This window comes from Streptosporangium sp. NPDC050148, assembly GCF_055586505.1.
In genome coordinates this window covers 26,488-49,563 of the sequence record NZ_JBVJIA010000016.1, presented here as the reverse complement: position 1 = coordinate 49,563, position 23,076 = coordinate 26,488, and the positions used below count along the sequence as shown (strand labels likewise).

Sequence of the window (23,076 nt, the reverse complement as noted above, 5' to 3'; positions counted from 1 at the left end):
GGAGCGGGGCAGGGGATCTCATTCGCGGGCATCCGGCCGGCCCGCGCCCGCCCGCCGTCCCCGGAGCCGGTCGCGGACCCCTCGCGGAGGCCGTTCCGGCTGCTCGGGAAGGATTTCATGACCGTCGGTGTTGCTGTCCCTTGTCACCGCGGCCCGTTCTCCCAATAGGGTCGTGTTCTCAAACTTCCAAGGTCCCGCGCCGCTCTCCCGGGAACGCCGCGCCATGGACGTAGCATCGAGAGAGGACGGGAGGAAACCTTGACCGCACACGGCCTGATCGACACGACGGAGATGTACCTTCGTACGATCTTCGAGCTGGAGGAGGAGGGCATCGTCCCCCTGCGCGCTCGCATCGCCGAGCGGCTCCAGCAGAGCGGTCCCACGGTCAGCCAGACGGTCGCCCGGATGGAACGCGACGGCCTCGTCCGCGTCGAGGGCGACCGGCACCTGACCATGACCGACCTGGGACGCACGCTCGCCACGCGCGTCATGCGCAAGCACCGGCTCGCGGAGTGCCTGCTCACCCAGGTGATCGGCCTGCCCTGGGAGGAGGTGCACATCGAGGCCTGCCGCTGGGAGCACGTCATGTCCGAGTCGGTGGAGGCGCGGCTGGTCGGCCTGCTGAACAATCCCACCGAGGACCCGCACGGCAACCCGATCCCCGGCCTGGAGGAACTCGGCGTCATCGGCCTGCCCGAGGGCCGCCTGGAGACGCTGCCGTCGATGGCCGCGATGGCCGGACCCAGAGATATACCCGCTGTGGTGCGGCGAATTAGCGAACAAGTGCAAAGCGATCCGGCTGTGATGCTTAAACTCAAGCAAGTTGGGATACAACCCGGACGCGAGGTGACGCTCGCGGCGAGCGACGACGGTGTGCGGGTGACAGGTGATAACGAGGCGGACAATTTCCTTGCGGTTCTCCCGCGAGAGATTGCAGCTCACGTTTTCGTCTCCACACGCTGACCGAGGCCCCTTAGCTCGGTTGGATCCCGTTCGGGAGTCCCTCCGCTCCCAGGCCGAGACTGCAGGAGCAACCGTGGTTCGCTTTGCACACACCCGCCCACGAGGGGCGGTCGCCGGATGAAGCGGTGGGGGGATGTTTCCCAGGACGCCGCCGAGCACCTTACGGCCGGTTCCGTCCTGGACCATGCTGAGATGGCGGTGGTCGTCACCGACAGGTTCAGCAACCTGCTCTACTGGAACCCTTTCGCGGAAAGGCTCTTCGGACGTCCGGGAACGTCCGGGCCCCGCGACCCGTCCCTCTCCCTGGGCATCATGGAGAAGGACCACCCGCTGGCCGTCGAGCTCTCCAAGCACGTCCTCAAGGGCGGCGTCTGGGAGGGCACGTTCGACGTCAGGCGCGGAGACGGAACGATCATCTACGTCCGGGCCCAGGCCGTGCCGCTGCGCCATCCCTCGGGAGCGGTGACGGGCATCGTCATCACCGCCCGCGAGGCGATGCGCAGCAACGAGCGCGAGAAGGACCGCTTCGGGCTGCTGGAACGCATCGGCGAGCGCCTCGCCGGTTCGCTGTACGTCGAGGAGACGCTCAAGCGCGTCGCCGAGATGCTCGTCCCGCAGTTCGCCGACCACTGCTTCATCGAACTGATGGAGGAGGGCCGGATGGTCCGCAGGGTCTCCACCCACGTCCAGGGATGGAGCCCGCCTGCCGACACCTGGGCGCCGGTCGGCGCGGAGATCCGCTATCCGGCGGGCCACTACGCCGACACCGCGCTGCGACGCCAGGAGACGATCCTCGTCGAGGACTTCTCCCAGACCAGCTATCCCAGCACCGGCGAGGCCAACACCCGCCTGGCCGCCGAGATCGGCATGACCTCGGCCATCGTGGCGCCGCTGTGCGTGCGCGGCGAGACCCTGGGGCTGATGTACCTGGGGCTGTCCAACCTGACCGACCGGCGCAGCCCGCACTACGACGCCTTCGACCGCGACTTCGTGGGGGCCATCGCCACCCGGGTCGCCCTGGCCGTCGACAACGCCCTGTTGTTCGAGGAGGAGCGGCACACCGCGGAGTCCTTCCAGAAGCACCTGCTGCCCCGTGCGCTGCCGCAGCTCGACGGGCTGGAGATCGCGGTCCGCTACTACCCGGCCGCACCCCTGGCCAGCCACGGGCAGGGCATCCAGACACAGGTCGGCGGCGACTGGTACGACGTCATCCCGCTCTCGGCGGGCCGGGTCGGCATCGTCATCGGCGACGTCGAGGGCAGGGGCGCCAAGGCGGCGGCGGTGATGGGGCAGCTGCGCGCGGCGCTGCGCGCCTTCGCCCAGGACGACAAGCCGCCCGCGGAGATCCTGGCCAGGCTCGACGAGTGGACGCGCATCATCGCCACCCCCGAGCAGGACGAGAGCGGCGCCGACATCAGCATCCCGCCCATCGTCACCTGCCAGTACCTCGTCTACGACGCCTGGTCGCGGCAGCTGTCGTTCGCCAACGCCGGTCACGCCCCCCCGCTGCTGCTCATCGGTGACACCTGCACCGAGCTGGACATCCGCGAGGTCGGCCAGCCGCTGGGCGTACGGGCCAAGGGACTGCACGCGGACCTGGTCTACAAGGAGGAGACGCGCACGCTGCCCCGCGGGGCGGCCCTGCTCCTCTACACCGACGGGCTCGTCGATCGTCGCCCCCTCCGCGACGCCGACGGCCATCCGCCCGACGTCGAGGAGACGCTGGCGCAGCTCTGCGGCAAGCTCGCCGAGCTCAGCGACGCCTCCGTCGAGCGCATCGCCGACGTCGCCACCGTCGCGGTGCCCGGCGAGATCGACGACGACATGGCCATCCTCGTGATCAGGTCCGCCTCCGAGGACCTGGCCGTCGAGGAGCGCACCTTCCCGGCCCAGCCGATCATGGTGGGGGAGGCGCGCAGGATGGCCCTGGAGGCGTTCGTCAGCTGGAACGTCCCCGAGGAGCGGGCCGAGCTCGCCTGCCTGCTGGTCTCCGAGGTCGTCACCAACGTCGTGCTGCACGCCGCCACCGCCAGCGTCCCGCGCAGGGAACTGTCGATGGACGGCCCTCCGCTGCCGTTCGACGAGTCCTGGGACGTCCCCGGCTTCGAGGACGACGTCGTCAGCGAGAAGGAGTTCACGCTCCGGCTCCGGCGGGGCGGGGAGTCGGTCTGGGTCGAGGTCTTCGACCAGGACCTGCGGCTGCCGCGCATCCGCAGCGCCGGGGAGAACGACGAGGGCGGCCGGGGTCTCTACCTGGTCGACCAGCTCGCCAGACGCTGGGGCTCGCGCCCCACCAAGGAGGGCAAGGCCGTCTGGTTCGAGATCCCCACCAGGTCGCGCTGAGCCACCGCCGGCCGGGCTGGAACGTGCTCCCGATCAGTGGTTGACTCGGGGCATGGAGCTGGCGTTCGAACGGCGAGGTACGGGTCCGTCCCTGGTCCTGCTGCACGGGATCGGGCATCACTGGCAGGCATGGCTGCCAGTGCTGGACCGGCTCGCCACCGAGCGCGACGTGATCGCCGTCGACCTTCCCGGCTTCGGGGTGTCACCGCCGCTGCCGTCCGGCACGCCGTACACGCCCGAGAGCCTGGCGGACGCGGTCGAGTCCTTCTTCGCGATCCTGGGCCTGCGCGACCCTCACGTGGCGGGCAACTCCCTCGGCGGCTACGTCGCCCTCGAACTGGCCTCGCGCGCCGTGGTCCGCTCGGCCACCGCGCTGTCTCCGGCGGGGTTCTGGAACCGTACCGAACTCGCGTACGCGCGAGCCGTCCTGCGCCTGAGCAGGGTCTCGGCCAGGAGACTCCCCCCGGGCCGCGCGCTCGCCCTCGCCGAAGATCCGCTGGGCCGCACGCTGGCCGCGGGCCTGATGGTGGCCCGTCCCGCCGACCTCTCCCCGCAGGCGCTGCTCGCCGCCCTCCAGGCGCTCGGGGACGCCCCCGGATTCGACGAGACCCTGGTCTCGTTCACCGGGCTGATGCCTCCCGCGCCGCCCAAGGTGCCGGTGACGATCGCCTGGGGTGAGCGCGACCGGCTGCTCGTGCGCCGCCAGGCCGTCCGGGCCGCCCGGTGGTCCGGGCAGCGGGTGAAACTGCTGCGCGGCTGCGGTCACCTGCCGATGACGGACGATCCCGAGCTGGTCGCGCGCGTGCTGCTGGAGGCGTCGTCCGGGTAGGGCGGATCCCGCCCCTCGGGCCCGGCCGGTGGAAGGCCCCGGTCCGGCTCGCGGCCGGGGAAGGTCAGGCCCGGTCCGCGGCGCGGCTAGCGGAAGGTCTGGCCCCAGACGGCGAGCATCACGACGACGAACACGATCATGACGCCCGCGTACGCCATCGGACCGAGCCGGAAGGCGCGTCGCACCCGGTTCAGGCCCCAGGCGAACAGGAACGCCAGGAAGACCAGCAGAATCAGCCCGCTGTCCATTCGTCACCATCCCGTGGAGGTCTCCGCTGACCAGTATGCGTCGGCGGAGCCGTTCCCGCGGCCGGTTAACCGTTGTGCCCGGCCCATGAGATCGTTGCGTCTCGTGAACAGAACATCGAAGATGACGCCGGTCCTGCCGCTGGCGATGCTGGCCGCCGGCCTCTGCGCGTGTTCGGGCGGGGTGGGCGTGTCCGCGGCGGCGCCGACCGCGACCGTCACGGTGACCGCCTCCGCCTCCCCGTCCCTGTCGTCCCCGACCCCCCTTCCCTCGCCGTCGGCCTCGCCCTCGGCCGTCCCCTCGCTCTCCCCCTCCGCGTCCGAGACCTCCTCGCCCGACGCGCTCTCGCCGTCACCGTCGGTGAGCGTCCCCGGTGGCCGGGGCGTCGACGCCAAGGTGCGCGGGCAGCTCGCCCTGCGCGGGGTGGACGCGATCACGGTGACCCCCGAGAGCGACCAGGAGGTGAAGGCGCTCCTGCTGCCGTTCACGGTGGTGAACGACGCGAAGGGAGTGATCTGCAGCAACGGCAAGGCCCCGCGCAGCTGCTCGATGGAACAGCTCCAGGAGGCGTTGCAGAAGGACGTCGTCCTCTTCGCCGAAGTGACCATCAAGGACGGGGTGGCGGTGCAGATCGACAAGATCACCGAGGAGTGACGGGGCCGGCACGGGGACCGGCCGGCCCGGATCCCGGGCCGGGACCGGGTCGAACCGGTCCGGAAGCCGCTCCGGGGCCGGGTTCCCAGGCGCCGGTCCCGAGACAGGTCGGGAGCCCGTTCAGAAGCCGAAGGAACGGCCGATGATCTCCTTCATGATCTCGGTGGTACCGCCGTAGATGGTCTGCACCCGGCTGTCGACCCAGGCCTTGGCGACGGGGTACTCCATCATGTAGCCGTACCCGCCGTGCAGCTGGAGGCAGCGGTCGATGACCTTGGTCTGCAGCTCGGTGGTCCACCACTTGGCCTTGGCGGCGTCCACAGCGGTGAGCTCTCCGGCGTTCAGGGCAAGGATGCACCTGTCCACGTAGTGGCGGGCGATGTCCACCTCGGTGTCCAGCTCGGCCAGGACGAACCGGGTGTTCTGGAAGCTGCCGATGTTGCGGCCGAACGCCGTGCGGTTCCTGCAGTACTCGATGGTCGTCCGCAGCACCGTCTCCGCCGCCGCCACCGCCATCACCGCGATGGACAGGCGCTCCTGCGGCAGGTTGGCCATGAGCTGGAAGAAGCCCTGCCCCTCCTGCGGGCCGAGCAGGTTGGCCGCGGGCACCCGGACGTTGTCGAAGAACAGCTCCGCCGTGTCCTGGGCGTGCATGCCGATCTTCTCCAGGTTGCGTCCCCGGGTGAAGCCCTCCATGCCCCGTTCGACGACGAGCAGCGAGATCCCGCGGGCCTTGGCCTCCGGGTCGGTCTTGGCGACCACGACGACCAGGTCGGAGTTGATGCCGTTGGTGATGAAGGTCTTCTGGCCGTTGAGCAGGTAGTGGTCGCCCTGGCGCACGGCCGTCGTCCGGATGCCCTGCAGGTCGCTCCCGGCGCCGGGCTCGCTCATGCCGACCGCCGTGATCAGCTCGCCGCTGACGAACCCGGGCAGCCAGCGTGCCTTCTGCTCGTCGTCGGTGAGGTCCACGAAGTACGGGGCCATCACGTCGTTGTGCAGCGAGTAGCCCAGGCCGGTCGCGCCGATCGCCATGACCTCCTCGACGATCACGGCGTTGTAGCGGAAGTCGCTGATCCCCGCCCCGCCGAACTCCTCGGGCACGCCGAAGCCGAACATCCCGATCTCGCCGGCCTTCTTCCACACGTCGCGCGGGACGATGCCGTCCTTCTCCCAGCGGTCGTGGTGGGGGGCGACCTCACGGGCCAGGAACTCGCGTACGGTCTCCCGGAAGAGCTGGTGCTCCTCCTCGAAAAGGTCTCGCTGCACGGTGTGCCTCCTAGGGTCCGTGGTACAGAATACGATTCTGTTACTTTCAGGTACACCCGGTTCCGGGCCTCCCGCGACCTTCGTGGAGGTGCGCGGGGATCCGTCCAGATCACAAGTGCGCCACGGTATCCGCCCGTACCCATCATCTCGCTGCGGCGAAGACGGGTGAAACCGTACGATCTACCCTCGGTGTGCCATGGGTATGCCCGTTCAGGGCGGCCTTCGTGATCGGAGTGTGTGGTGGTTCGGTGGCGATCTCGGCTCCCTAGGACCGTGGCGGTCTCGGCCCTGTTCCTTTTCGGCGGCGCGCTGGTCGCGCTGCCCTCGGGCGCGGCCGGTGCCAGCAACGCCGAACTCGTGGTCGACTACAGCTGCAAGGGCGGCATCGCCCTGAACGGCGGCACGGTGAACCTCCGTACCAAGGTGTCGATCCCCACGACGCTCAAGGTCGGCGAACCGCTCAGCATCGGCTGGGACCTCAACTACAAGAACGGTGACCCGGCCAGGTTCGGCTCACCGGACTACTTCGAGGCCGGGGCCAAGACCCTGGTCACCGGGAACGTGCAGATCTCCGGGAGCTGGGTCGGTGTCCTGCAGCCGAAGGGCTCCGCCGACCAGCCCGGCAAGCTCCAGCCCGGCAAGATCCTGAAGCTTCCCGAGGGGATCTCCGACTCCGCCCACACCGCCGAGGCCGGCAAGATCAAGGTCACTCCCCGGAAGCTGTTCGTGGACTTCATCCCCCCGGCCGGTGAGGTCATGGTCAACGACGACGACCCCCGGGTGAGCTACCACGCGGCGGGCGACTGGCAGGACCTGAACGACCAGCCGCCGAGCATCGGCGACCACGGCCGCGACCTTCACCGCACGAAGCAGGTGAACTCCTGGACCTCCTTCACCTTCACCGGCACCGGGATCGAGTACGTCGCCCGGCGCAGCGTCGAGGCGGGACAGGTCGGGTTCCGGATCGACGGCCAGGACGCCACGCCGTCCTTCGTCGACGCCTCGAAGAACGCCGACGGCACGCCGACGAACGCCGCGCACCAGGGCGGGGTGACGCTGTGGAGGTTCAACGGCCTCAAGTACGGCAAGCACACCATCGACGTCAGGAACCTGGAGAACGGGAAGTGGGCGCAGCTCGACGCGTTCCGGGTGATCACCAGGGAGCTGCAGAACCCGCCGGAGGAGTACCGGGCCACCTGCACGCTCGTCAGCGCGCCGGTCTCGGTGGACGTCACCATCTCCGAGGCGGGGGCGAGCCCCACGGTCACCCCGACGGGCCCCACGGGCAGCCCGACGGTGACCCCGACCGGCACTCCCAGCGTCACCCCCACCGGTACGCCGACGGGCACCCCCACCACCACCGCCTCCCCGACCGTGACCACCAGCCAGAGCGGTAACCCGTCGGCCGGGCCGAACGGCGGCACCTCGACGCCCAGGCCGACCCTGACCGTGACCGCCACCGTCATCCCCACCAGGACCGCGCCGACCACGCCCCAGGTGGTCATCACGCCGAGCGGCGGGGCGCAGACCGGCGAGGCACCGGGCGGAGGCTCCTCCGGCCTGGGGCTGCTGGGCGCGGGGACGGCGATGGTGGCCGGGAGCGCGCTCGGCGGCGTGGCTCTGATGAGGCGGCGAGCGGCACACGCGCGAGGCCAGAGGGACGGCTGAAGGAGGCCCGGATGTACCAAGGACCCACCGGCCCCGACCAGTACCACGGCGGCCACGACCCCTACCACGGTGGTGGCCCCGCGCCCAGGCGCAAGGGGAACCTGCTGATGGGCGGGCTCCTGGTGGCCGGCTCCCTCGGCGGAGTGGCCGCGATCATGGCCGGGCTGCTCACCTACCTGTCTCCGGTGGAGCAGGACGAGCCGTACGGGCCGCCCGTGCCGCAGGCGGCGGGCAGCACCCTGGGGCCGCAGGAGGTCCCTGGAGGAGGGCAGCCGGTCACCGACCAGCAGCCTCCCGGGGTGACGCTGCCGTCCTCGGTGGGACCGGGCGGGCTCGACGTCCCGCTGACGGCGGCCGCTCCCACGGCGGCCCCGCCGCCGCCCGTGGTCCAGCCTCCGGAGCCGCTGAAGAGCGACGGGGTGAAGCCCCGCCGCCTGGCCATCCCGAGGATCGGGGTGATGGCCCCGCTGATGGCGCTCGGCGTCGACTCCAAGCGGGAGATCCAGACACCCCCGCTGAGCCGGCCCAACCAGGCCGGTTGGTACAAGCACGGCCCGATCCCCGGGCAGCAGGGCCCCTCGGTCGTGCTGGGACACGTGAACAACAAGCGCGGGGCCGCGGTCTTCAGCCGCCTCAAGGAGGTCAAGCGCGGGGACAAGATCAAGGTCTCCCGGACGGACGGGACCGTCGCGGAGTTCACGGTCGACGGCGTGGAGCAGGTCAGCAAGAAGGCGTTCCCGTCGAAGCGGGTCTACGGCAACACCGGTGAGGCGACGCTGAGGCTCGTCACCTGCGGCGGCGTCTACAACGCCAGGACCGGCCACTACACCGACAACATCATCGTCTACGCGACCCTGTCGAAGACCCGCCGCGCCTGAGCACCGCCCGCTTCGCGGACGGGGCGCCGGGGAAGCTCCCGCGCCGTGCACCGCTTCCCGGAGGGTCCACCGGGGCGTGGACCGCTGGCCCGGACGGTTCACCGGAGAAGCACACTCGCGCCGTGGATCGTCCCGGCGCGCCCGGCGCGTTCGTTAGCCGCCCGGGCGATCCGGGTAGAAGCCGTTTGTACCAGGTGAGCCCCCCGACCGATCACAAGACGGGGGTGTGCCCAGGTGAGCGTCATGCGGGCCGGTGTCGTGGCCGTAATCATCGGTGTGGCGGCCGTCGGCGGTGTCCAGCACTCGAAACAACCGCATGACCGGTCCTCCGGCTGGGTCGCCAAGCGGCCGGCGAAACCGGCGATGAAGCGCGCCGGGGCCTGGACGGTCAGGCGGCCGAACGCGGACACCGGACGGTACGACCGGCGCACCTCCGAGCGCTCCTTCAGCCGGACGTTCGGCCGGGACCCCGGACGGGCGGAGCCGGGCGCCGGGCGCGGGTGGGGAGAGCGGCGGCCGGGCCGGACGGAACCGGGACGGTACGGGGGCCGGGAGGCCGGTGACTGGGGAACGGGCTCCGGACGGTACGCGGAGCGCGACCGTTCCCTGGACCCGGGGTACGGCCGCGGACCCGGCCGGGACGGGTCCGGATGGCGCGGCACCGGTGCCGGACGCGACGGTCGGTGGGGACCCGGACGTTCCCCGGGCCCCGGGTTCGGCTCCTCGCGGGACCGCGGGTCCGGGCGTTACGGGGACCGCGGGTTCGGGCGTTCGCAGGACCGCGGGTCCGGCCGTTACGAGGACCGTGGGTTCGGGCGTTCCCAGGGCCCGGCGTACGGGCGGTACGACGGGCGCGCGTTCGGGCGGCGCGGGTCGGAGGCCCGGCGCGGCGGGGAGCGGTGGTCGGGACGCCAGCCGCGGGCGTACCACCGTCACCGGCATGGGCGGGACGACCGCTCCCGCCACACCGGTAGGTAGATTACGTCCCATTTCATCCGCTGCTTGCTTGTACTGGGCATTCGCGCATCCGGTCCGGGTATAGAGGCTTATGCCAATGTGTCCCCCCGCTGAGCCGGAGCGAGGGGTGTACACGGGTGAGCAAGACGCGGGCCGGTGTTCTGGCCGTACTCATAGGAATGGCCGCGATCGGCGCTCTCCACCACGCGGAGACGACGGGAACGCGCGCGGGAGGCCAGGCGGCCGAACGGCCCGGTCACCCGACGGGACGGTCCGCGACGTCCACCACCGGGCGGGCCGCGGGCGCGAGGACCGGACGGCGCGGGAACCCGGCCTCCGGCAGGCGCGCGGACCGCGCGGACCGCGAGGCCGCGCCGATCGTCATCGCGCATCGCGGCGCCAGCGCCTTCCGGCCGGAGCACACGCTGCTGTCGTACCGGGTCGCCATCTCCATGGGCGCCGACTTCATCGAGCCCGACCTCGTCTCGACCAAGGACCACGTGCTGGTCGCCCGGCACGAGAACGAGCTCTCGGCGACCACGGACGTGGAGAGACATCCCGAGTTCGCCTCCCGCAGGACGACCAAGCTCGTCAACGGCGCCCGGCGCACGGGCTGGTTCACCGAGGACTTCACCCTGGCCGAGCTGCGCACGCTCCGCGCCAGGGAACGCTACGCCCGGCAACGACGCGACAACACCGCCTACGACGGCAGGGCCCGCATCCCGACGCTCGACGAGATCGTCCTGCTCGCGCAGAAGCACGGGGTGGGCGTGTACGCCGAGACCAAGTTCCCCACCTACTTCGCCTCGATCGGCCTGCCGCTGGAGAAACCGCTGCTGGAGACGTTCAAGCGGTACGGCTGGGAGGACGAGCACGACCCGGTGTTCATCCAGTCCTTCGAGCCCGGCAACCTCGGGCGGCTGCGCCCCCTCACCCGGATACGGCTCATCCAGTTCGTCGCCGCGACCGGGGCGCCGTACGACCTGGTGCGCGCCGGTGACCCGCGCACCTACGACGACATGGTGACGCCGAAGGGCCTGGCGAGGATCGCCGAGTACGCCGACGGCATCGGCGTGGTCACCAAGCGGATCGGGCCCGGGGAGACCGGCGGCATCGACGGCAGGCGGATCTCACCGGCCGCGCTCGTCAGGAACGCCCACCGCGAGGGCCTCCTGGTGCACGCCACCACGGTCCGCAGGCTCGACGCGCGGCTGCGGGCCGAGCGCCGCGGGCGCGACACCGACCGCGTCACCGAACAGGTCAGGACATGGCTGAGACACCTGTACCGGCTGAAGGTGGACGGCGTCATCGCCGACGACCCCGGCCTGGCACGCGCGGTACGGGAGAGCCTGCGCCCCGGGGACTGAGGACCGGGCCCCCGCGGGAGCGGGATCGCGCGTCACCCGGTGCCGGGGCTCGCGGGGTAGCGCAGGATCCGGTCGTCGCCGTCGCGCACGTCACCGCGCCCGTCGGTGTTGGACGTGGTCAGCCAGAGCGCCCCGTCCGGTGCCACGGCGACCGTGCGCAGGCGGCCGTACCGCCCGGACAGCTCGGCCCTGGGCTCACCGGCCCGGCCGTCGCGCAGCGGCACCGTCCAGAGCCGTTCCCCGCGCAGCGCGGCCACGTAGAGCGTGTTCCCGGCGATGGCGGCGCCGGACGGCGACGCCTCGCCGGTGGGCCAGGTCACCAGCGGGTCGGTGAACCGTCCCCCGGCGGTGTCGCCCTTGCCCTCCACCTCCGGCCAGCCGTAGTTGCGGCCCGGTTCGATGAGGTTGACCTCGTCCAGCGCGTTCTGCCCGAACTCCAGGGCGAACAGCCGTCCCCGCGCGTCCCACGCCAGCCCCTGGACGTTGCGGTGCCCGAGGCTGTACACGGCCGAGCCCGCCCGCGGGTTGCCGGGGGCGGGCTCGCCCTCCGGGGTCAGCCGCAGGATCTTCCCGTTCGGGCTGTCCGGGTCCTGCGAGGCGCCGCGCACCCCCGCGTCCCCGGTCCCGGCGTACAGCATGCCGTCCGGGCCGAACGCGATGCGGCCGCCGTTGTGGATGCCGGCCTTGGCGATGCCCTCGAACACCGTCTCGGGCGTGGCGTCGTCGAGGCGGAAGCGCACGATCCGGTTGTCGGACGCGGCGGTGAGGTAGGCGTACACGTACCGGTCCTCGTCGTAGCCGGGCGAGACGGCGAGCCCGAGCAGGCCGCCCTCCCCGCCCGGGGTCACGCCGGGCACCCGGTAGACCTCGCGCGGCTGCCCGCCACCGGCCGGGACCCGGAGGATCCGGCCGCTGTCGCGCTCGGCCACCAGCGCGTCGCCGCCCGGCAGGAAGGCCAGCCCCCAGGGGGTCCGGATCCCGGTCGCCACCTCCCGGCCCGCGCCCAGATCCGGTGTCCCGGTCCCGCCCGGCGCGGGGGAGGCCGAAGGGCTCCGCTCGGCGGCGGGCGTCCCGGTGGCGGGCGCGCTCGCGCTCGCGGTGGTCGCGACCGGCGTGGCGGCGGCTCCGGAAGCGGTTCCCGGGGTGGCCGGGTCGCCCGCGCAGCCGGCCAGCAGGACCGTCAGCCCGGCGGCGGCCGCGATCCGGCTCGCGTTCTTCCTCATGCTCACCCCTCCTGAAACCGGACGTCCCGGCCGGATGATCCGGAACCGGTCGACCCTTCGTACCCCATGCTGGTCCATGCTCGCGCCCTGGCGCGTCCCGCGCGGCCGGACACCGCCGCGCGGAGTCCCCCCGGCCCGGGGGTCAGACCGGTTCGGCGAGCAGGCGTTCGGCCACGTCCAGGTCGGTGATCAGCACGTTGATCCACCCGCCCCGCAGGGCCGCCTTGATCGCGGAGTACTTCCGCTCGCCCCCGGCGACGGCGACCCGGCGCTCCACGGCACGGAAGGTCTCGACGTCTATCCCGACGACCCGCCGGTCGAAGGCCGAGTCGACCACGTCGCCCTGGGCGTCGAAGAAGTGCAGGCACACGTCGCCGACGGCGCCCAGCGAGCGGAGCTCCTCCTGGTCGGCGTGGCCGACGGCGTTGCCGCTCCGCAGCAGGAGCGGGGAGGGCTCCAGGCTGCCGATGCCGACCAGGACGACGGTCAGCTCCCGCCACTGCGCCATCACCTCGACGACCGCCGCGTCCTGCAGCAGCGCGTCGCGGACCATCGGCGTGCCCACGACGCCCGCCGAGGGGACGAACACCGGCCGGGCGCGGGTGACGCCGGCCAGACGGCTGATCAGCCGAGTGGCGTGCACCTGGGCCTCGGGGCTGCCGACCCCCCCGACGACCTGCATGACGCGGTCGGCGACCTGGGTGTTCCTGGGGTGCATGCGCTCGACGGCGGCCAGCAGGGTCTCGCTCCAGGAGGAGATGCCGATGACGTCGCCGCCCGTGAAGGTGGTGTCGAAGTAGGCCGCGGCGGCCGAGCCCAGCGCCGGGATCACGTCGCCCCGGGCGCCGCCGGTGTCGACCACCACCGCGTCCCGCAGCCCGTAGCGCCGCTGGAGCTCCTCCTCCAGCTCGGTGTGCACCCCTTCGGGGAGCACCACGACGGTACGGACGATGCCCCGGGTGATGGCCTCCTTGAGCAGGCGGGAGACGCGCGGCTGCGAGATGCTCAGCGCCGCGGCGATCTCGGGTTGCCGCATGCCCTGCTCGTGGTACATCCGCGCCACCCGCGCCAGCAGGCGCAGGTGGTCGACGGCCACGGCACGGCCGGAACGGTGGACCCGCCCCAGCTCGGGGACGACCATGCACCGCCTCCTCATCAGATCGTGGCACCGGCTCCGTGACCGGCACTCAGCGTACCGGCCCGGGTTCCCTCATGCCCGGTGAGCCCGGACATGGGAGCCATGACCGGAACCTCCGGCCGGGGCGGCGGCCGGAGGTCCCGGTGGGCGGTCACTTCCTGCCGAAGACCCCGAACTCGTCGGCGTTCTCCTTGGTGACCAGCTCACAGTCGATGGACTGCTTCTCCTCCGCGCCGGTGGAGCCCGTCCTGATCAGCTTGTCGGCCTGCTCCACGGCGCTCTCGGCGGCCAGCGCGGCCGGCTGGAGGGCGGTCGCGTGCATCTGGCCCGCCTTGATGGCGGCGATGGCGTCCGGGCTGCCGTCGAAACCGACCACCACCACCTTGTCGATCATCCCGGCGGCCTTGAGCGCCGCCACCGCGCCGAGGGCCATCGTGTCGTTGCCCGCGATGACGCCCTGGATGTCGCGGTTCTTCTGGATGATGGTCTCCATCTTGCTGAACGCCTCCTGCTGGTCCCAGTTGGCGCTCTCCTTGGCCACGGACTTCAGGTCCGAGTACTGGGAGATCACGTCGGCGTACCCCTTGGAGCGCACGCTGGCGTTGGTGTCGGACTCCTTGCCGACCAGCTCGACGTAGTTGCCCTTCTCCTTCATGGCCTCCACGAACGACTGGGCGGCCAGCTGGGCGCCCTGGGAGTTGTTGGAGACGATCTGGGCCTTGGCCACACCGGTCGCGTTGATCTCCCGGTCGATCAGGAAGACCGGGATGCCGCTCTGCGCGGCCTTTTTGACCGGGCCGATGGACGCGTCGGCACCGGCGTTGTCCAGGATGATGGCCCTGGCCTTCCTGGAGATGGCGGCGTCGACCAGCTCGCTCTGCTTGTTGGGGTCGTCGTCGTGCGAGGCCACCGACGTCTGGTAGCCGAGCTGCTCCGCCTTGACCTTGGCCGCGTCGGCCTCGGCCTTGAAGAAGGGGTTGTCCGGGGACGGGGTGATGATGGCGATCAGCCCCCCCGCCTCGCCGCCGCCGGACGGGCCGGCCGCCTGGCTGGTCTGCGCGGTGGGCGCGCTCTGCGCCGAGGTCTCGGCGCCCCCGCACGCCGCCAGCAGCGAGGTGCCGGCGAGCAGCGAGAGCGCGAGGCCGAGGCCCCGCCTGCGGATGGAACCAACGATGGGAACGGACATCTCCGGCCTCCGGAAAATGGTGAACGGTGTGTGGGCGAGGGGGTGAGGGGTGGCCGCCACGGGGCGGCCGTCTGGTCGTTCTCCCGCGAGGGGCCGGTGGGTCCGGCCGGCTCGACGGGGTGGTGCGGGCCCGGTGGGGGTCCGGTGCGGGTCCGGTGCGGGTCCGGTGCGGTCCGGTGCCCGATGCGGGCCGCGCGGGTCGCGGGGCGCGGGGTCAGTCGGGTCGTTTGCTGGCCACCACCGCCGAGACCGCGGCGCCGCGCCGCTGGAACCGCTGCTGGCCCTGGTCCAGCATCACCGCGAGGATGATCACGGCCCCCTTGATGAGGATCTGCCAGAACGTCGACACGCCCAGGATCACCAGGCCGTCGGCGAGGAAGCCGATCACGAAGGCACCGACGAGGGTTCCCCGCACGGTGCCGCGCCCCCCGCTCAGCGCGGCGCCGCCGATGACCACCGCGGCGATCGCGTTGAGCTCGTACGTCTCACCGGCCTGCGGCGCGGCCGAGGTGAGCTCCGAGGCGATGATCAGGCCCGCGATCGCGGCGCAGGCGCCGGAGATCACGTAGACGGCCGTCTTGACCCGGTTGATCGGGACGCCGGAGAGCTCGGCGGCCCGCTCGTTGCCGCCCGTGGCGTACAGCCAGCGCCCGAACGGGGTCTTGGTGAGCACCAGCGTCACGACGACGGCGAGGACGATCATGATCCAGATCGAGGTGGGCAGGCCGAGCGGCCGCCCGCTGCCGAGGAGGTCGAAACCGGTGTTGCCGAGCTCGGGGGAACCGGCGAGGTTGGGATAGGTCGTGCCGCCGGAGATCAGCAGGGCGAGTCCGCGCGCCACGTACAGCATGCCGAGCGTGGCGATGAACGGTGCCACCTTGAAGCGGGTGACCAGGACGCCGTTCACCAGGCCGACGAGCATGCCGACCGCGATGCAGAGCGCGATCACCCCCCACACCGGCGGGTAGGCGATGATGTCGACGAACCCGAGGTGCAGGCCCTGGAGCAGCTCACCGGCGACGACGCCGGAGAGCCCGACGATCGAGCCGACCGACAGGTCGATCCCGCCCTTGAGGATGACCAGCAGCATGCCGAGCGCGATCACCGCGTTGATCGCGACGTGCTTGGTCATCGTGATGAGGTTCGGCACGGTGAGGAACGACTCCGACAGCAGGCCGAAGACCACGATCAGGACCGCGAGCGCGATGAACGCCCGCAGCTCGAACAGGGCGTTCAGCAGGGACAGACGGCGGGCCTCGGCCGCGACCTTCTCCGGCGGGGCGTCCCCCGGGGCCGGTAGGGCGGGGGTGGTTCTCTGCGAGGTCACGTCGCGTCCTCCTCGGCCGCGTCGATGGCGGCACCGTCCGACACACTCATCAGTTCCTCCCGGGTGATCTCGCCGCGCCGGAACTCACCGGCGACGACCCCGCGGGCGAGCACCAGCAGCCGGTCGGGGATGTGCAGGGCCTCCTCGGCGTCCGAGGTGGTGAACACCACGGCCAGGCCGCGCCTGGCCTGGGCCGCCATGAGCTCGAAGATGTCCGCCTTGGCGCCGACGTCGACGCCGCGCGAGGGCTCGTCCAGCAGCAGCACCCGCGGGCCGGTCAGCAGCGCCTTGCCGATGACCACCTTCTGCTGGTTGCCGCCGCTCAGCGAGCCGATGGGCGCCCCGGCGCCGTCCGTCTTGACGGTGACGTCGGAGATCATGCGGTTCACCGCGTCCCGCTCGCGGTCGGCCGAGACGAACAGCCGCCGGACGAACCGGCCCAGCCCGGCCAGGGAGAGGTTCTGCCCCACCGACATCGTCTGGACCAGGCCGTCGCGCTGGCGGTCCTCGGGGACCAGGACCACGCCCCGGTCGATACGGTCGCGGATGCCCGCGTCCTGCAGCGCGTCGCCGGAGAGCAGCACCTCTCCCGACTGCGCGGGGATCCGTCCGGCGAGCGCCTCCAGCAGCTCGGTGCGGCCCGAGCCCATCAGGCCGTAGATCCCCACGATCTCGCCCTCGCGGACGCTCAGCGACAGGGAGTCGATCGCCAGGCGGTCGGGGTTGGCCGGGTCGGCCACCGTGAGCCCGCGCAGCGTCAGCAGCTCCTCGCCGACGACCGGGGTGCGGTGCGGGAACAGGGCGTCCTGGTCGCGGCCGACCATCTGTTCCACGATCCACCGGATGTCGACGGCGCCGGCGTCGGCGGTGGCGACCCGCCGCCCGTCGCGCAGCACCACCACGTCGTCGGCGATCTCCAGGGCCTCGTCCAGGTGGTGGGAGATGTAGACCACCGCGACCCCGTTCGCGGTCAGCTCCCGGATCACCCGGAACAGGACCTCGACCTCCGGCGCGGTGAGCGCCGAGGTGGGCTCGTCCATGATCAGTACCCGGGCCTCCTGGAGGAGCGCCCGCGCGATCTCCACGACCTGCTGCTGGCCCAGCCTCAGGTCCCCGACCGGCCGGTCGGGGTCCAGGTCCTCCTCCAGGCTGCGCAGGATCGCCACGGTGGTGGCCCGCTGGGAGGCGCGGTCGATCGTGCCGAACCCGCCGTGGATCTCGCGGGCCAGGAAGAGGTTGTCCTGGACGCTCAGGTTGGGGCAGAGGTTGAGCTCCTGGTGAATGATCGAGATGCCCTGGTCGGAGGCGTCGCGGGGGGAGAGCAGCTCGACGGGCCGCCCGTCCATCTCGACGTGGCCGGTGGTCGGGTACTCGATCCCCGAGAGGATCTTCATCAGGGTGGACTTGCCGGCCCCGTTCTCGCCGAACAGCGCGGTCACCCGGCCGGAGGCGACCTCGAAGTCGACGCCCTTGAGGGCGTGCGTGCCGCCGTAGACCTTGGTGACGTCGCGGGCGCGCAGGATCGGGGTGGCCGAGGTCGTCACGACGCCTCCTCGATCGAGATCGGGGTGATGGTCACCACGGAGGGGCTGAGCAGGCTGAAGGCACCGACGAAGGTGATCTTCTTGCCGGCCAGGCTCGGCGCGTCCAGGGTGGTGAGCAGCTTCTGGCGCATCTGGTTGTTCAGCGCGGTGGCCGCGTCGGCGTACTCCACCTGGTTGAGGAACTGGCCGAAGGTGATGTACCCGGCCGCGTCCCGCAGCGCCGTGCCGTTGATGGCCGGGCCGACCTGCAGCGACACCCGGGTGCCCTCGGGCAGGTCCGGCACGGTCACCGGCATCAGCCCGGACTTCGCCGTCCCCGCCTCGCCGGTGCCCTTGACCGCGAAGCTGTAGGGGCCGGTGCCCTGGCGGACGCCGTACCTCTCACCGGCCGCGTCCTTGTCGGCGGCCAGCGCCCTCACCAGCACGGGCAGCTCGACGGCCTTCTTCTCGATGGCGGGCACGACCTTGCTCTCGTAGTTCTGCGCGCCGAACGCGGCCGGGTCGAACCGCTTGGGACCCGAGGCCGCGGCCGACTCCGTCGAGCGGTACTGCGTGCTGAACCCGATGGCCGCGAGGAGGAGCGCGACCAGGGCGGCCGCGATCCACCTGGCCGGGATCCGCCGGCGGGACGCGCTCCCGGCGTGTTCCTGCGCTTCGGTCGGCGTGCTCATGCGCCGCTCCTCTCGGCCAGGCTGTCGCCCGCCTCCTGGTTCGTGGGGTGAGACCCGGCCCCGTCCGGGCCGGTGTCCGGGCCGGTGTCCGGGTGGAGGTCCGGGAAGGTGGCCGGGCGCAGGTCCGGGAAGGTGTTCCGGTGCGTGTCCGGGCCGGTGTCGCGGTGCGCGCCGGTCCGCGGGGGCGCGGTCGTCCCGGTACGGGGCAGGGACCGTCCGACCGCCCGGTGCCAGGCGGCGCGCCGGGCGGCCCGGTCCGGCGCGCCGGTGGCCGGGTGGAAGTCGTCGGACGGACGGGGACGGGCCTCCAGGTCGGCCAGGCTCCACAGGCCGGCCACCAGCCCGGCCGCGTCGGCCACGCCGAGCGCGGACAGGTCGTGCTCGGCCGAGCGCGAGACCGTCCGCCCGCCGATGTCGGCCTGGAGCCGCATCATCCGGTCGCTGCGGGTCAGCCCGCCGTCGGCCAGCAGCACCCGTACCGTGCCGGTGGCCCGCTCGATCGCCGCGATCACGTCCTCGACCTGGAAGGCCACGGACTCCAGGGCCGCGGCGACCAGGTGGCCGCGGCGGGCGCCCAGGGTCAGGCCGCTCAGCACCGCGGTCGCGCCGGGCTCCCACCAGGGGGCGCCCAGCCCGCCGAAGGCCGGTACCAGGTGAACGCCCAGCGACGTCTCCGCGGCCTCGTCGAGAAGGGCCGGCGTGGTGGTGCCGAACAGGTCGGCGAGCCAGCCGAGGGTCCGGCCGGTCGCCCGGACGTTGCCCTCCACCGCGAGCACCGGCCCGGTCACGTCCCAGGCGACGCTGCGGCACAGCCCCGGCACGTCTCCGCCCTCGCCCTCGCCGACGGCCATCACCGACGAGCCGGTCCCGTAGGTGGCCTTGACCACGCCGGGCCGCCACCCGCCGTGCGCGAACATCGCGGCGTGCGAGTCGCCCATCACGGCCAGCACGGGCACCCCGTCCGGGAGCGGCGCCAGGCCGCGGACCGCGGGGAAGGGGCCGCGGGAGGGGACGATCCTCGGCAGGACCTCGCGCGGCACGCCGAACAGGCCGAGCAGCGCGGGGTCCCACCGCCGGGTCGCCAGGTTCATGAGCTGGGTACGGGAGGCGTTGCCGACCTCGATCAGGTGCTCACCGGCTCCGGCGCGGTCCCCGGGGCCGCCGCCCAGGCGGCTCAGCAGCCAGGAGTCGACGGTTCCCAGGCACAGCTCGCCCGCCAGGCTGCGGCGGCGGTCCGGGTCGTGGGCGTCGAGGAGCCGGCGGGCCTTGAGCGCGGAGAACATCGGGTCCAGCGGCATCCCGCTGGACGCGCGCACCGCCGGGCCCGCGCCGGTGGCGGCGAGCGCCAGGCAGTCCGCCGCCGTGCGCTGGTCCTGCCAGCTGATCAGGGGACCGGCCGGAAGGCCGGTGCGGCGCTCCCAGAGCACCAGTGACTCGCGCTGGGTGCTGAGGCCGACCCCGGCGACCCGGGAGGCGAGCGAGGGGTCGACGCAGTCGGCGACGGCCCGGCGCACGCTCTCCCAGATCTCCTCGGCCGACTGCTCCACCCGGCCCGGACGGGGCTGGCTCTCGGAGACCGGGGCCGATCCGCGCGAGACGACCCGGCCGTCCCGGGCGACGAGCAGCGCCTTGGTGGAGCCCGTTCCCTGGTCGACGGCCAGAACGAGCGGGCCGGTGCTAGCCATGTCCCAGCAGTTCGCGCACGGCGGTGGCGACACCGTCGGCGGAGAGCCCGAAGTGGTCGAGCAGGAACGAGGCGTCCCCGGTGGGGGCGAAGACCCGCGGCACGCCGAGGATCCGCATCGGGCAGGGGTGGCGGGCCACCACGACCGAGGCGACGGCCGCGCCCAGCCCCCCGCTGACCGTGGCCTCCTCGGCGGTGACGATGCCCCGGGTCTCGCGGGCGGCGGCCACCACGGCCTCCTCGTCCAGCGGGGACACGAAGGGCATGTTCAGCACGCGTACCGAGACGCCCTCGTCCCGGAGCCGGTCGGCGGCCTCCAGGGCCCGGGAGACGAGCGAGCCGACGGCGACCACCGTGACGTCGCCGCCGTCGCGCAGCAGGACGGACCGGCCGCGCTCGAAGGGGGCGTCACCGGGGGTCACCTCGGGCACCTTGAAGCGGGGGACGCGCAGGTAGGAGGGCCTGCCGGAGGCGGCGGCCCAGCGTACGGCCGCGCGGGTCTGCGTCGGGTCGGCCGGGACGACCACGTCCAGGCCGGCCACCGCCCGCATCCACGACAGGTCCTCGATGGAGTGGTGCGTGGGGCCGAGCTCGCCGTAGGCCATCCCGGGGCTCTGGCCGCACAGCACGACGTGCGTCTCGCTGTAGGCGACGTCGGCCTTGATCTGCTCCAGGGCGCGGCCGGTGAGGAACGGCGCCGCCGCGCAGACGAAGGGGATCCTGCCCGCGTTGGCCAGCCCCGCGGCGACGCCCACCAGGTCCTGCTCGGCGATGCCGACGTTCACCAGCCGGCGGGGGAACTCCTGGCGGAAGCCCACCAGGTTGCTCGACCCGACGGAGTCGTTGCACACCGCGACGATCCGCTCGTCGGCGCGGGCGAGCGCGATCAGTTCCTCGGCGAACGCCTGGCGGGAGTCGAAGGTCGGCCGCTGGTCGGTGATCGTCATCGGACCGGCTCCAGCTCGGCGAGGGCCGCCTCGACCTGCTCGGGACTGGGCACCTTGTGGTGCCACTCCACCCGGTCCTCCATGAACGACACGCCCTTTCCCTTGACGGTGTTGGCGATGACCACGACCGGTCTGCCGCTGGTGGAACGTTCCAGGGCGGCCAGCAGCGCGAGGTGGTCGTGGCCGTCGACCTCGCGGACCTCCCAGCCGAAGCTGCGCCACTTGTCGGCGAGCGGCTCCAGCGTCTTGGTCTCCTCGGTACGGGCGCCCTGCTGGAGGCGGTTGCGGTCGATCACGGCCGTCAGCGACGACAGCCCGTAGTGGGACGCGGTCATCGCCGCCTCCCAGTTGCTCCCCTCCTGGAGCTCGCCGTCGCCCAGCACCACCACGGTCCGCCAAGGCGCCCCGTCCAGCTCGGCGCCGAGCGCGCAACCGGTGGCGACCGGGAACCCGTGCCCGAGCGCCCCGGTGTTCGTCTCCACGCCGGGCACCTTGATCTTGTTGGGGTGCCCGTTGAGGGCCGAGAGCGGGGCCATGAAGGTCTCCAGCTCGGCCGTCGGGAAGAAGCCGCAGTGCGCCAGGGTCGAGTACAGGGCCGCCGCGCAGTGGCCCTTGCTCAGCACGAACCGGTCGCGGCCCTCCCAGCGGGGACGTTCGGGGTCCACCGACAGCACCCCGTAGAAGCAGGCGACCAGGATGTCGGTGACCGACAGGTCGCCGCCGACGTGACCCAGCCCGGCTCGGGAGATCATCTGGACGATGCTCCGGCGGACCTGGACGGAGACACGCTCCAGCTCGGCGACCGCGTCCCGGGGGTCCCCCGCGCGGATGCGCCCGGAGACCTCCCGGTACTCGGTGACGCGCAGCGGATCAGCGGTCAACATGGCGCTTCCATTTCTCGACGTGGTTCTCGACATGGTCGTCTCCGCAGGGGTGGCCGGTGGCCCGCCCGCCGGGGGAGAGCCCGGGGAAGGGCTCGCGGACGGACCGGGGAAGGGCCCGGGGGAAGGCTCGGGGAGCCCCGGGGCTTCCGCAGGGGCCCGGGGAGGCGGGTTCCCGCGGAGGCCGGGGCGGGGGCCCGGACCGGAGGCGAGGGGGAGGATTCCGGCCGGGAGCCGGGGAACGGCGCCGGGGGGCCGGCGGGGCGGGGGCGTCACCGTTCGGCGAGGGAGCTCAGCAGGGCCTGCTGGACGATGCGCTGCGCGGCCAGCGCGTCCTGGGCCTTCTGCGCGGCGGCGAGGGCCTCGCGGTCCACCAGGTCGAGAGCACGATGGATGTTCCTCATCATCCGTATACCCGCTCGGGCGGCTTCCACCGAGTTCTCACGGAACGGGAATTGGTCGAGCTGCCAGACGCCGTCCCAGCCCGCGTCGCGCAGCGCGTAGAAGAACTCGAAGGTCTCGGTCAGGTGGACCGAGCCGACGACCATGTCGTCGTCCCAGCCGCGGTGGTTGTCGTTGACGTCGATGGCGAACAGGCGCCCGCGGGAGATCGCCAGCCGCGCCGCGTCCGCCGGGGACTCGCCGCCGTAGAGGGAGTGGCCGAAGTCCAGCAGGACGCCGACGTTGGGCAGGCCGATCTCCTCGATGGCCAGCAGGGTCTTGGCCGCGGAGGAGAAGACGATGCTGTTGCGCGGCTCGCGCGGCTTGTACTCGATCGCGAAGCGCAGGTCGGGGAAGGCCGTGGCCAGCTCGCGCACCGCGTCCAGGGAGAAGCGCCACAGCTCGGAGTGGTCGGCCTGGAAGGGGTAGTCCCACCCGTCCTGGCCCGGCCAGAGCTTCACGTAGTCGCATCCCAGCTCCCGGGCCGTCTCGGCACCCTGGGAGACCAGCTCGACCGCCTGGCGGCGCACCTCGGCGTCGGGGTTGGTGAACGCGCCGCGGACGAAACGCCGGGTGTAGATCTCCGGCGTGACCGCGATCGTCCGCAGGCCGTTGCGCTCCAGGGCCGCCTTCACCTCGTCCAGGCCGAGCTCGGGCGGGTCGAAGGGGAATGTCAGGTCCACCACGGACAGATCACCCACCTGCCCGGCCAGGTCGATCGCCTCCAGCGTGCTGACCGGCGGGCCGTAGCCGTCGGTGGCGTACCGGTCCACGTACCGCCCGAAGTGCCAGATACCTGCGCCGAAGGTCGGCTCTTGAATATCTATGCGTGAGTGACTAGACATAACCATGACGGTAGGATC

Annotated in this window: 19 protein-coding genes; 7 read left to right on the top strand and 12 right to left on the bottom strand. The window is 72.2% G+C overall.

Annotated elements, in window-relative coordinates; genetic code table 11:
* Positions 1-258: 258 nt before the first annotated feature.
* The 3 genes from ACZ6RT_RS19350 to ACZ6RT_RS19340 all read left to right on the top strand — a co-directional run bounded on the left by ACZ6RT_RS19350 (position 259) and on the right by ACZ6RT_RS19340 (position 4,135).
* Positions 259-963, top strand: coding sequence for a metal-dependent transcriptional regulator (locus ACZ6RT_RS19350; RefSeq protein ID WP_344890183.1), 705 nt, complete (start codon positions 259-261; stop codon positions 961-963).
* A gap of 117 nt (positions 964-1,080) precedes the next feature.
* Entirely contained in the window at positions 1,081-3,306 is a 2,226-nt protein-coding gene (locus tag ACZ6RT_RS19345; protein ID WP_470155095.1) for an ATP-binding SpoIIE family protein phosphatase, read from the top strand.
* A gap of 52 nt (positions 3,307-3,358) precedes the next feature.
* Complete coding sequence (locus ACZ6RT_RS19340) at positions 3,359-4,135, top strand: alpha/beta fold hydrolase (protein WP_399185695.1); 777 nt, start codon at positions 3,359-3,361, stop codon at positions 4,133-4,135.
* Positions 4,136-4,221: 86 nt separating this feature from the next.
* Here the strand turns inward: ACZ6RT_RS19340 and ACZ6RT_RS19335 are convergent, their stop codons facing one another.
* Positions 4,222-4,383 (bottom strand): hypothetical protein, encoded by a 162-nt coding sequence (locus tag ACZ6RT_RS19335; protein WP_399185696.1) that lies wholly within the window; start codon positions 4,381-4,383, stop codon positions 4,222-4,224.
* A 103-nt stretch (positions 4,384-4,486) separates the two neighbouring features.
* Here ACZ6RT_RS19335 and ACZ6RT_RS19330 point away from each other — a divergent pair, with 103 nt between their 5' ends.
* Positions 4,487-5,035: a hypothetical protein gene (locus tag ACZ6RT_RS19330; RefSeq protein ID WP_470155093.1), complete on the top strand. Its 549-nt coding sequence runs from the start codon at positions 4,487-4,489 to the stop codon at positions 5,033-5,035.
* Between the two features lie 120 nt (positions 5,036-5,155).
* On the opposite strand, the gene ACZ6RT_RS19325 is transcribed toward ACZ6RT_RS19330, so the two are convergent.
* Positions 5,156-6,301, bottom strand: coding sequence for an acyl-CoA dehydrogenase family protein (locus ACZ6RT_RS19325; RefSeq protein WP_399185698.1), 1,146 nt, complete (start codon positions 6,299-6,301; stop codon positions 5,156-5,158).
* A 273-nt stretch (positions 6,302-6,574) separates the two neighbouring features.
* Here ACZ6RT_RS19325 and ACZ6RT_RS19320 point away from each other — a divergent pair, with 273 nt between their 5' ends.
* The 3 genes from ACZ6RT_RS19320 to ACZ6RT_RS19310 all read left to right on the top strand — a co-directional run bounded on the left by ACZ6RT_RS19320 (position 6,575) and on the right by ACZ6RT_RS19310 (position 11,171).
* On the top strand, positions 6,575-7,969 hold the full coding sequence (locus ACZ6RT_RS19320) for a hypothetical protein (protein ID WP_470155091.1): 1,395 nt from the start codon (positions 6,575-6,577) through the stop codon (positions 7,967-7,969).
* An 11-nt stretch (positions 7,970-7,980) separates the two neighbouring features.
* Positions 7,981-8,847 carry a class F sortase gene (locus ACZ6RT_RS19315; protein WP_470155089.1) on the top strand — a complete coding sequence of 289 codons (867 nt, stop codon included), beginning with the start codon at positions 7,981-7,983 and terminating at the stop codon, positions 8,845-8,847.
* 1,094 nt (positions 8,848-9,941) lie between these two features.
* A complete protein-coding gene (locus tag ACZ6RT_RS19310) occupies positions 9,942-11,171 on the top strand; it encodes a glycerophosphodiester phosphodiesterase family protein (protein WP_399185701.1) in 1,230 nt (409 codons plus the stop codon).
* Between the two features lie 32 nt (positions 11,172-11,203).
* On the opposite strand, the gene ACZ6RT_RS19305 is transcribed toward ACZ6RT_RS19310, so the two are convergent.
* The 10 genes from ACZ6RT_RS19305 to ACZ6RT_RS19260 form a co-directional block, all read right to left on the bottom strand.
* Positions 11,204-12,394, bottom strand: a complete 1,191-nt coding sequence (locus ACZ6RT_RS19305; RefSeq protein WP_470155087.1) for a PQQ-dependent sugar dehydrogenase — start codon at positions 12,392-12,394, stop codon at positions 11,204-11,206.
* A gap of 142 nt (positions 12,395-12,536) precedes the next feature.
* Positions 12,537-13,535: a sugar-binding transcriptional regulator gene (locus ACZ6RT_RS19300; RefSeq protein WP_470155085.1), complete on the bottom strand. Its 999-nt coding sequence runs from the start codon at positions 13,533-13,535 to the stop codon at positions 12,537-12,539.
* Positions 13,536-13,683: 148 nt separating this feature from the next.
* Positions 13,684-14,718 (bottom strand): substrate-binding domain-containing protein, encoded by a 1,035-nt coding sequence (locus ACZ6RT_RS19295; RefSeq protein WP_470155083.1) that lies wholly within the window; start codon positions 14,716-14,718, stop codon positions 13,684-13,686.
* Between the two features lie 214 nt (positions 14,719-14,932).
* Positions 14,933-16,045 carry an ABC transporter permease gene (locus ACZ6RT_RS19290; protein WP_399185705.1) on the bottom strand — a complete coding sequence of 371 codons (1,113 nt, stop codon included), beginning with the start codon at positions 16,043-16,045 and terminating at the stop codon, positions 14,933-14,935.
* Positions 16,042-17,589, bottom strand: coding sequence for a sugar ABC transporter ATP-binding protein (locus ACZ6RT_RS19285; protein ID WP_399185706.1), 1,548 nt, complete (start codon positions 17,587-17,589; stop codon positions 16,042-16,044). The genes ACZ6RT_RS19290 and ACZ6RT_RS19285 overlap by 4 nt, the downstream gene beginning before the upstream one ends.
* Positions 17,586-18,260, bottom strand: a complete 675-nt coding sequence (locus tag ACZ6RT_RS19280; RefSeq protein ID WP_470155080.1) for a DUF2291 family protein — start codon at positions 18,258-18,260, stop codon at positions 17,586-17,588. The genes ACZ6RT_RS19285 and ACZ6RT_RS19280 overlap by 4 nt, the downstream gene beginning before the upstream one ends.
* Positions 18,257-19,945: an FGGY family carbohydrate kinase gene (locus tag ACZ6RT_RS19275; RefSeq protein WP_470155078.1), complete on the bottom strand. Its 1,689-nt coding sequence runs from the start codon at positions 19,943-19,945 to the stop codon at positions 18,257-18,259. The genes ACZ6RT_RS19280 and ACZ6RT_RS19275 overlap by 4 nt, the downstream gene beginning before the upstream one ends.
* Positions 19,938-20,891 carry a transketolase family protein gene (locus tag ACZ6RT_RS19270; RefSeq protein ID WP_399185709.1) on the bottom strand — a complete coding sequence of 318 codons (954 nt, stop codon included), beginning with the start codon at positions 20,889-20,891 and terminating at the stop codon, positions 19,938-19,940. The genes ACZ6RT_RS19275 and ACZ6RT_RS19270 overlap by 8 nt, the downstream gene beginning before the upstream one ends.
* On the bottom strand, positions 20,888-21,775 hold the full coding sequence (locus ACZ6RT_RS19265) for a transketolase (protein ID WP_470155076.1): 888 nt from the start codon (positions 21,773-21,775) through the stop codon (positions 20,888-20,890). The genes ACZ6RT_RS19270 and ACZ6RT_RS19265 overlap by 4 nt, the downstream gene beginning before the upstream one ends.
* A gap of 269 nt (positions 21,776-22,044) precedes the next feature.
* Positions 22,045-23,058: a sugar phosphate isomerase/epimerase family protein gene (locus ACZ6RT_RS19260; RefSeq protein WP_470155075.1), complete on the bottom strand. Its 1,014-nt coding sequence runs from the start codon at positions 23,056-23,058 to the stop codon at positions 22,045-22,047.
* Positions 23,059-23,076 lie beyond the last annotated feature (18 nt).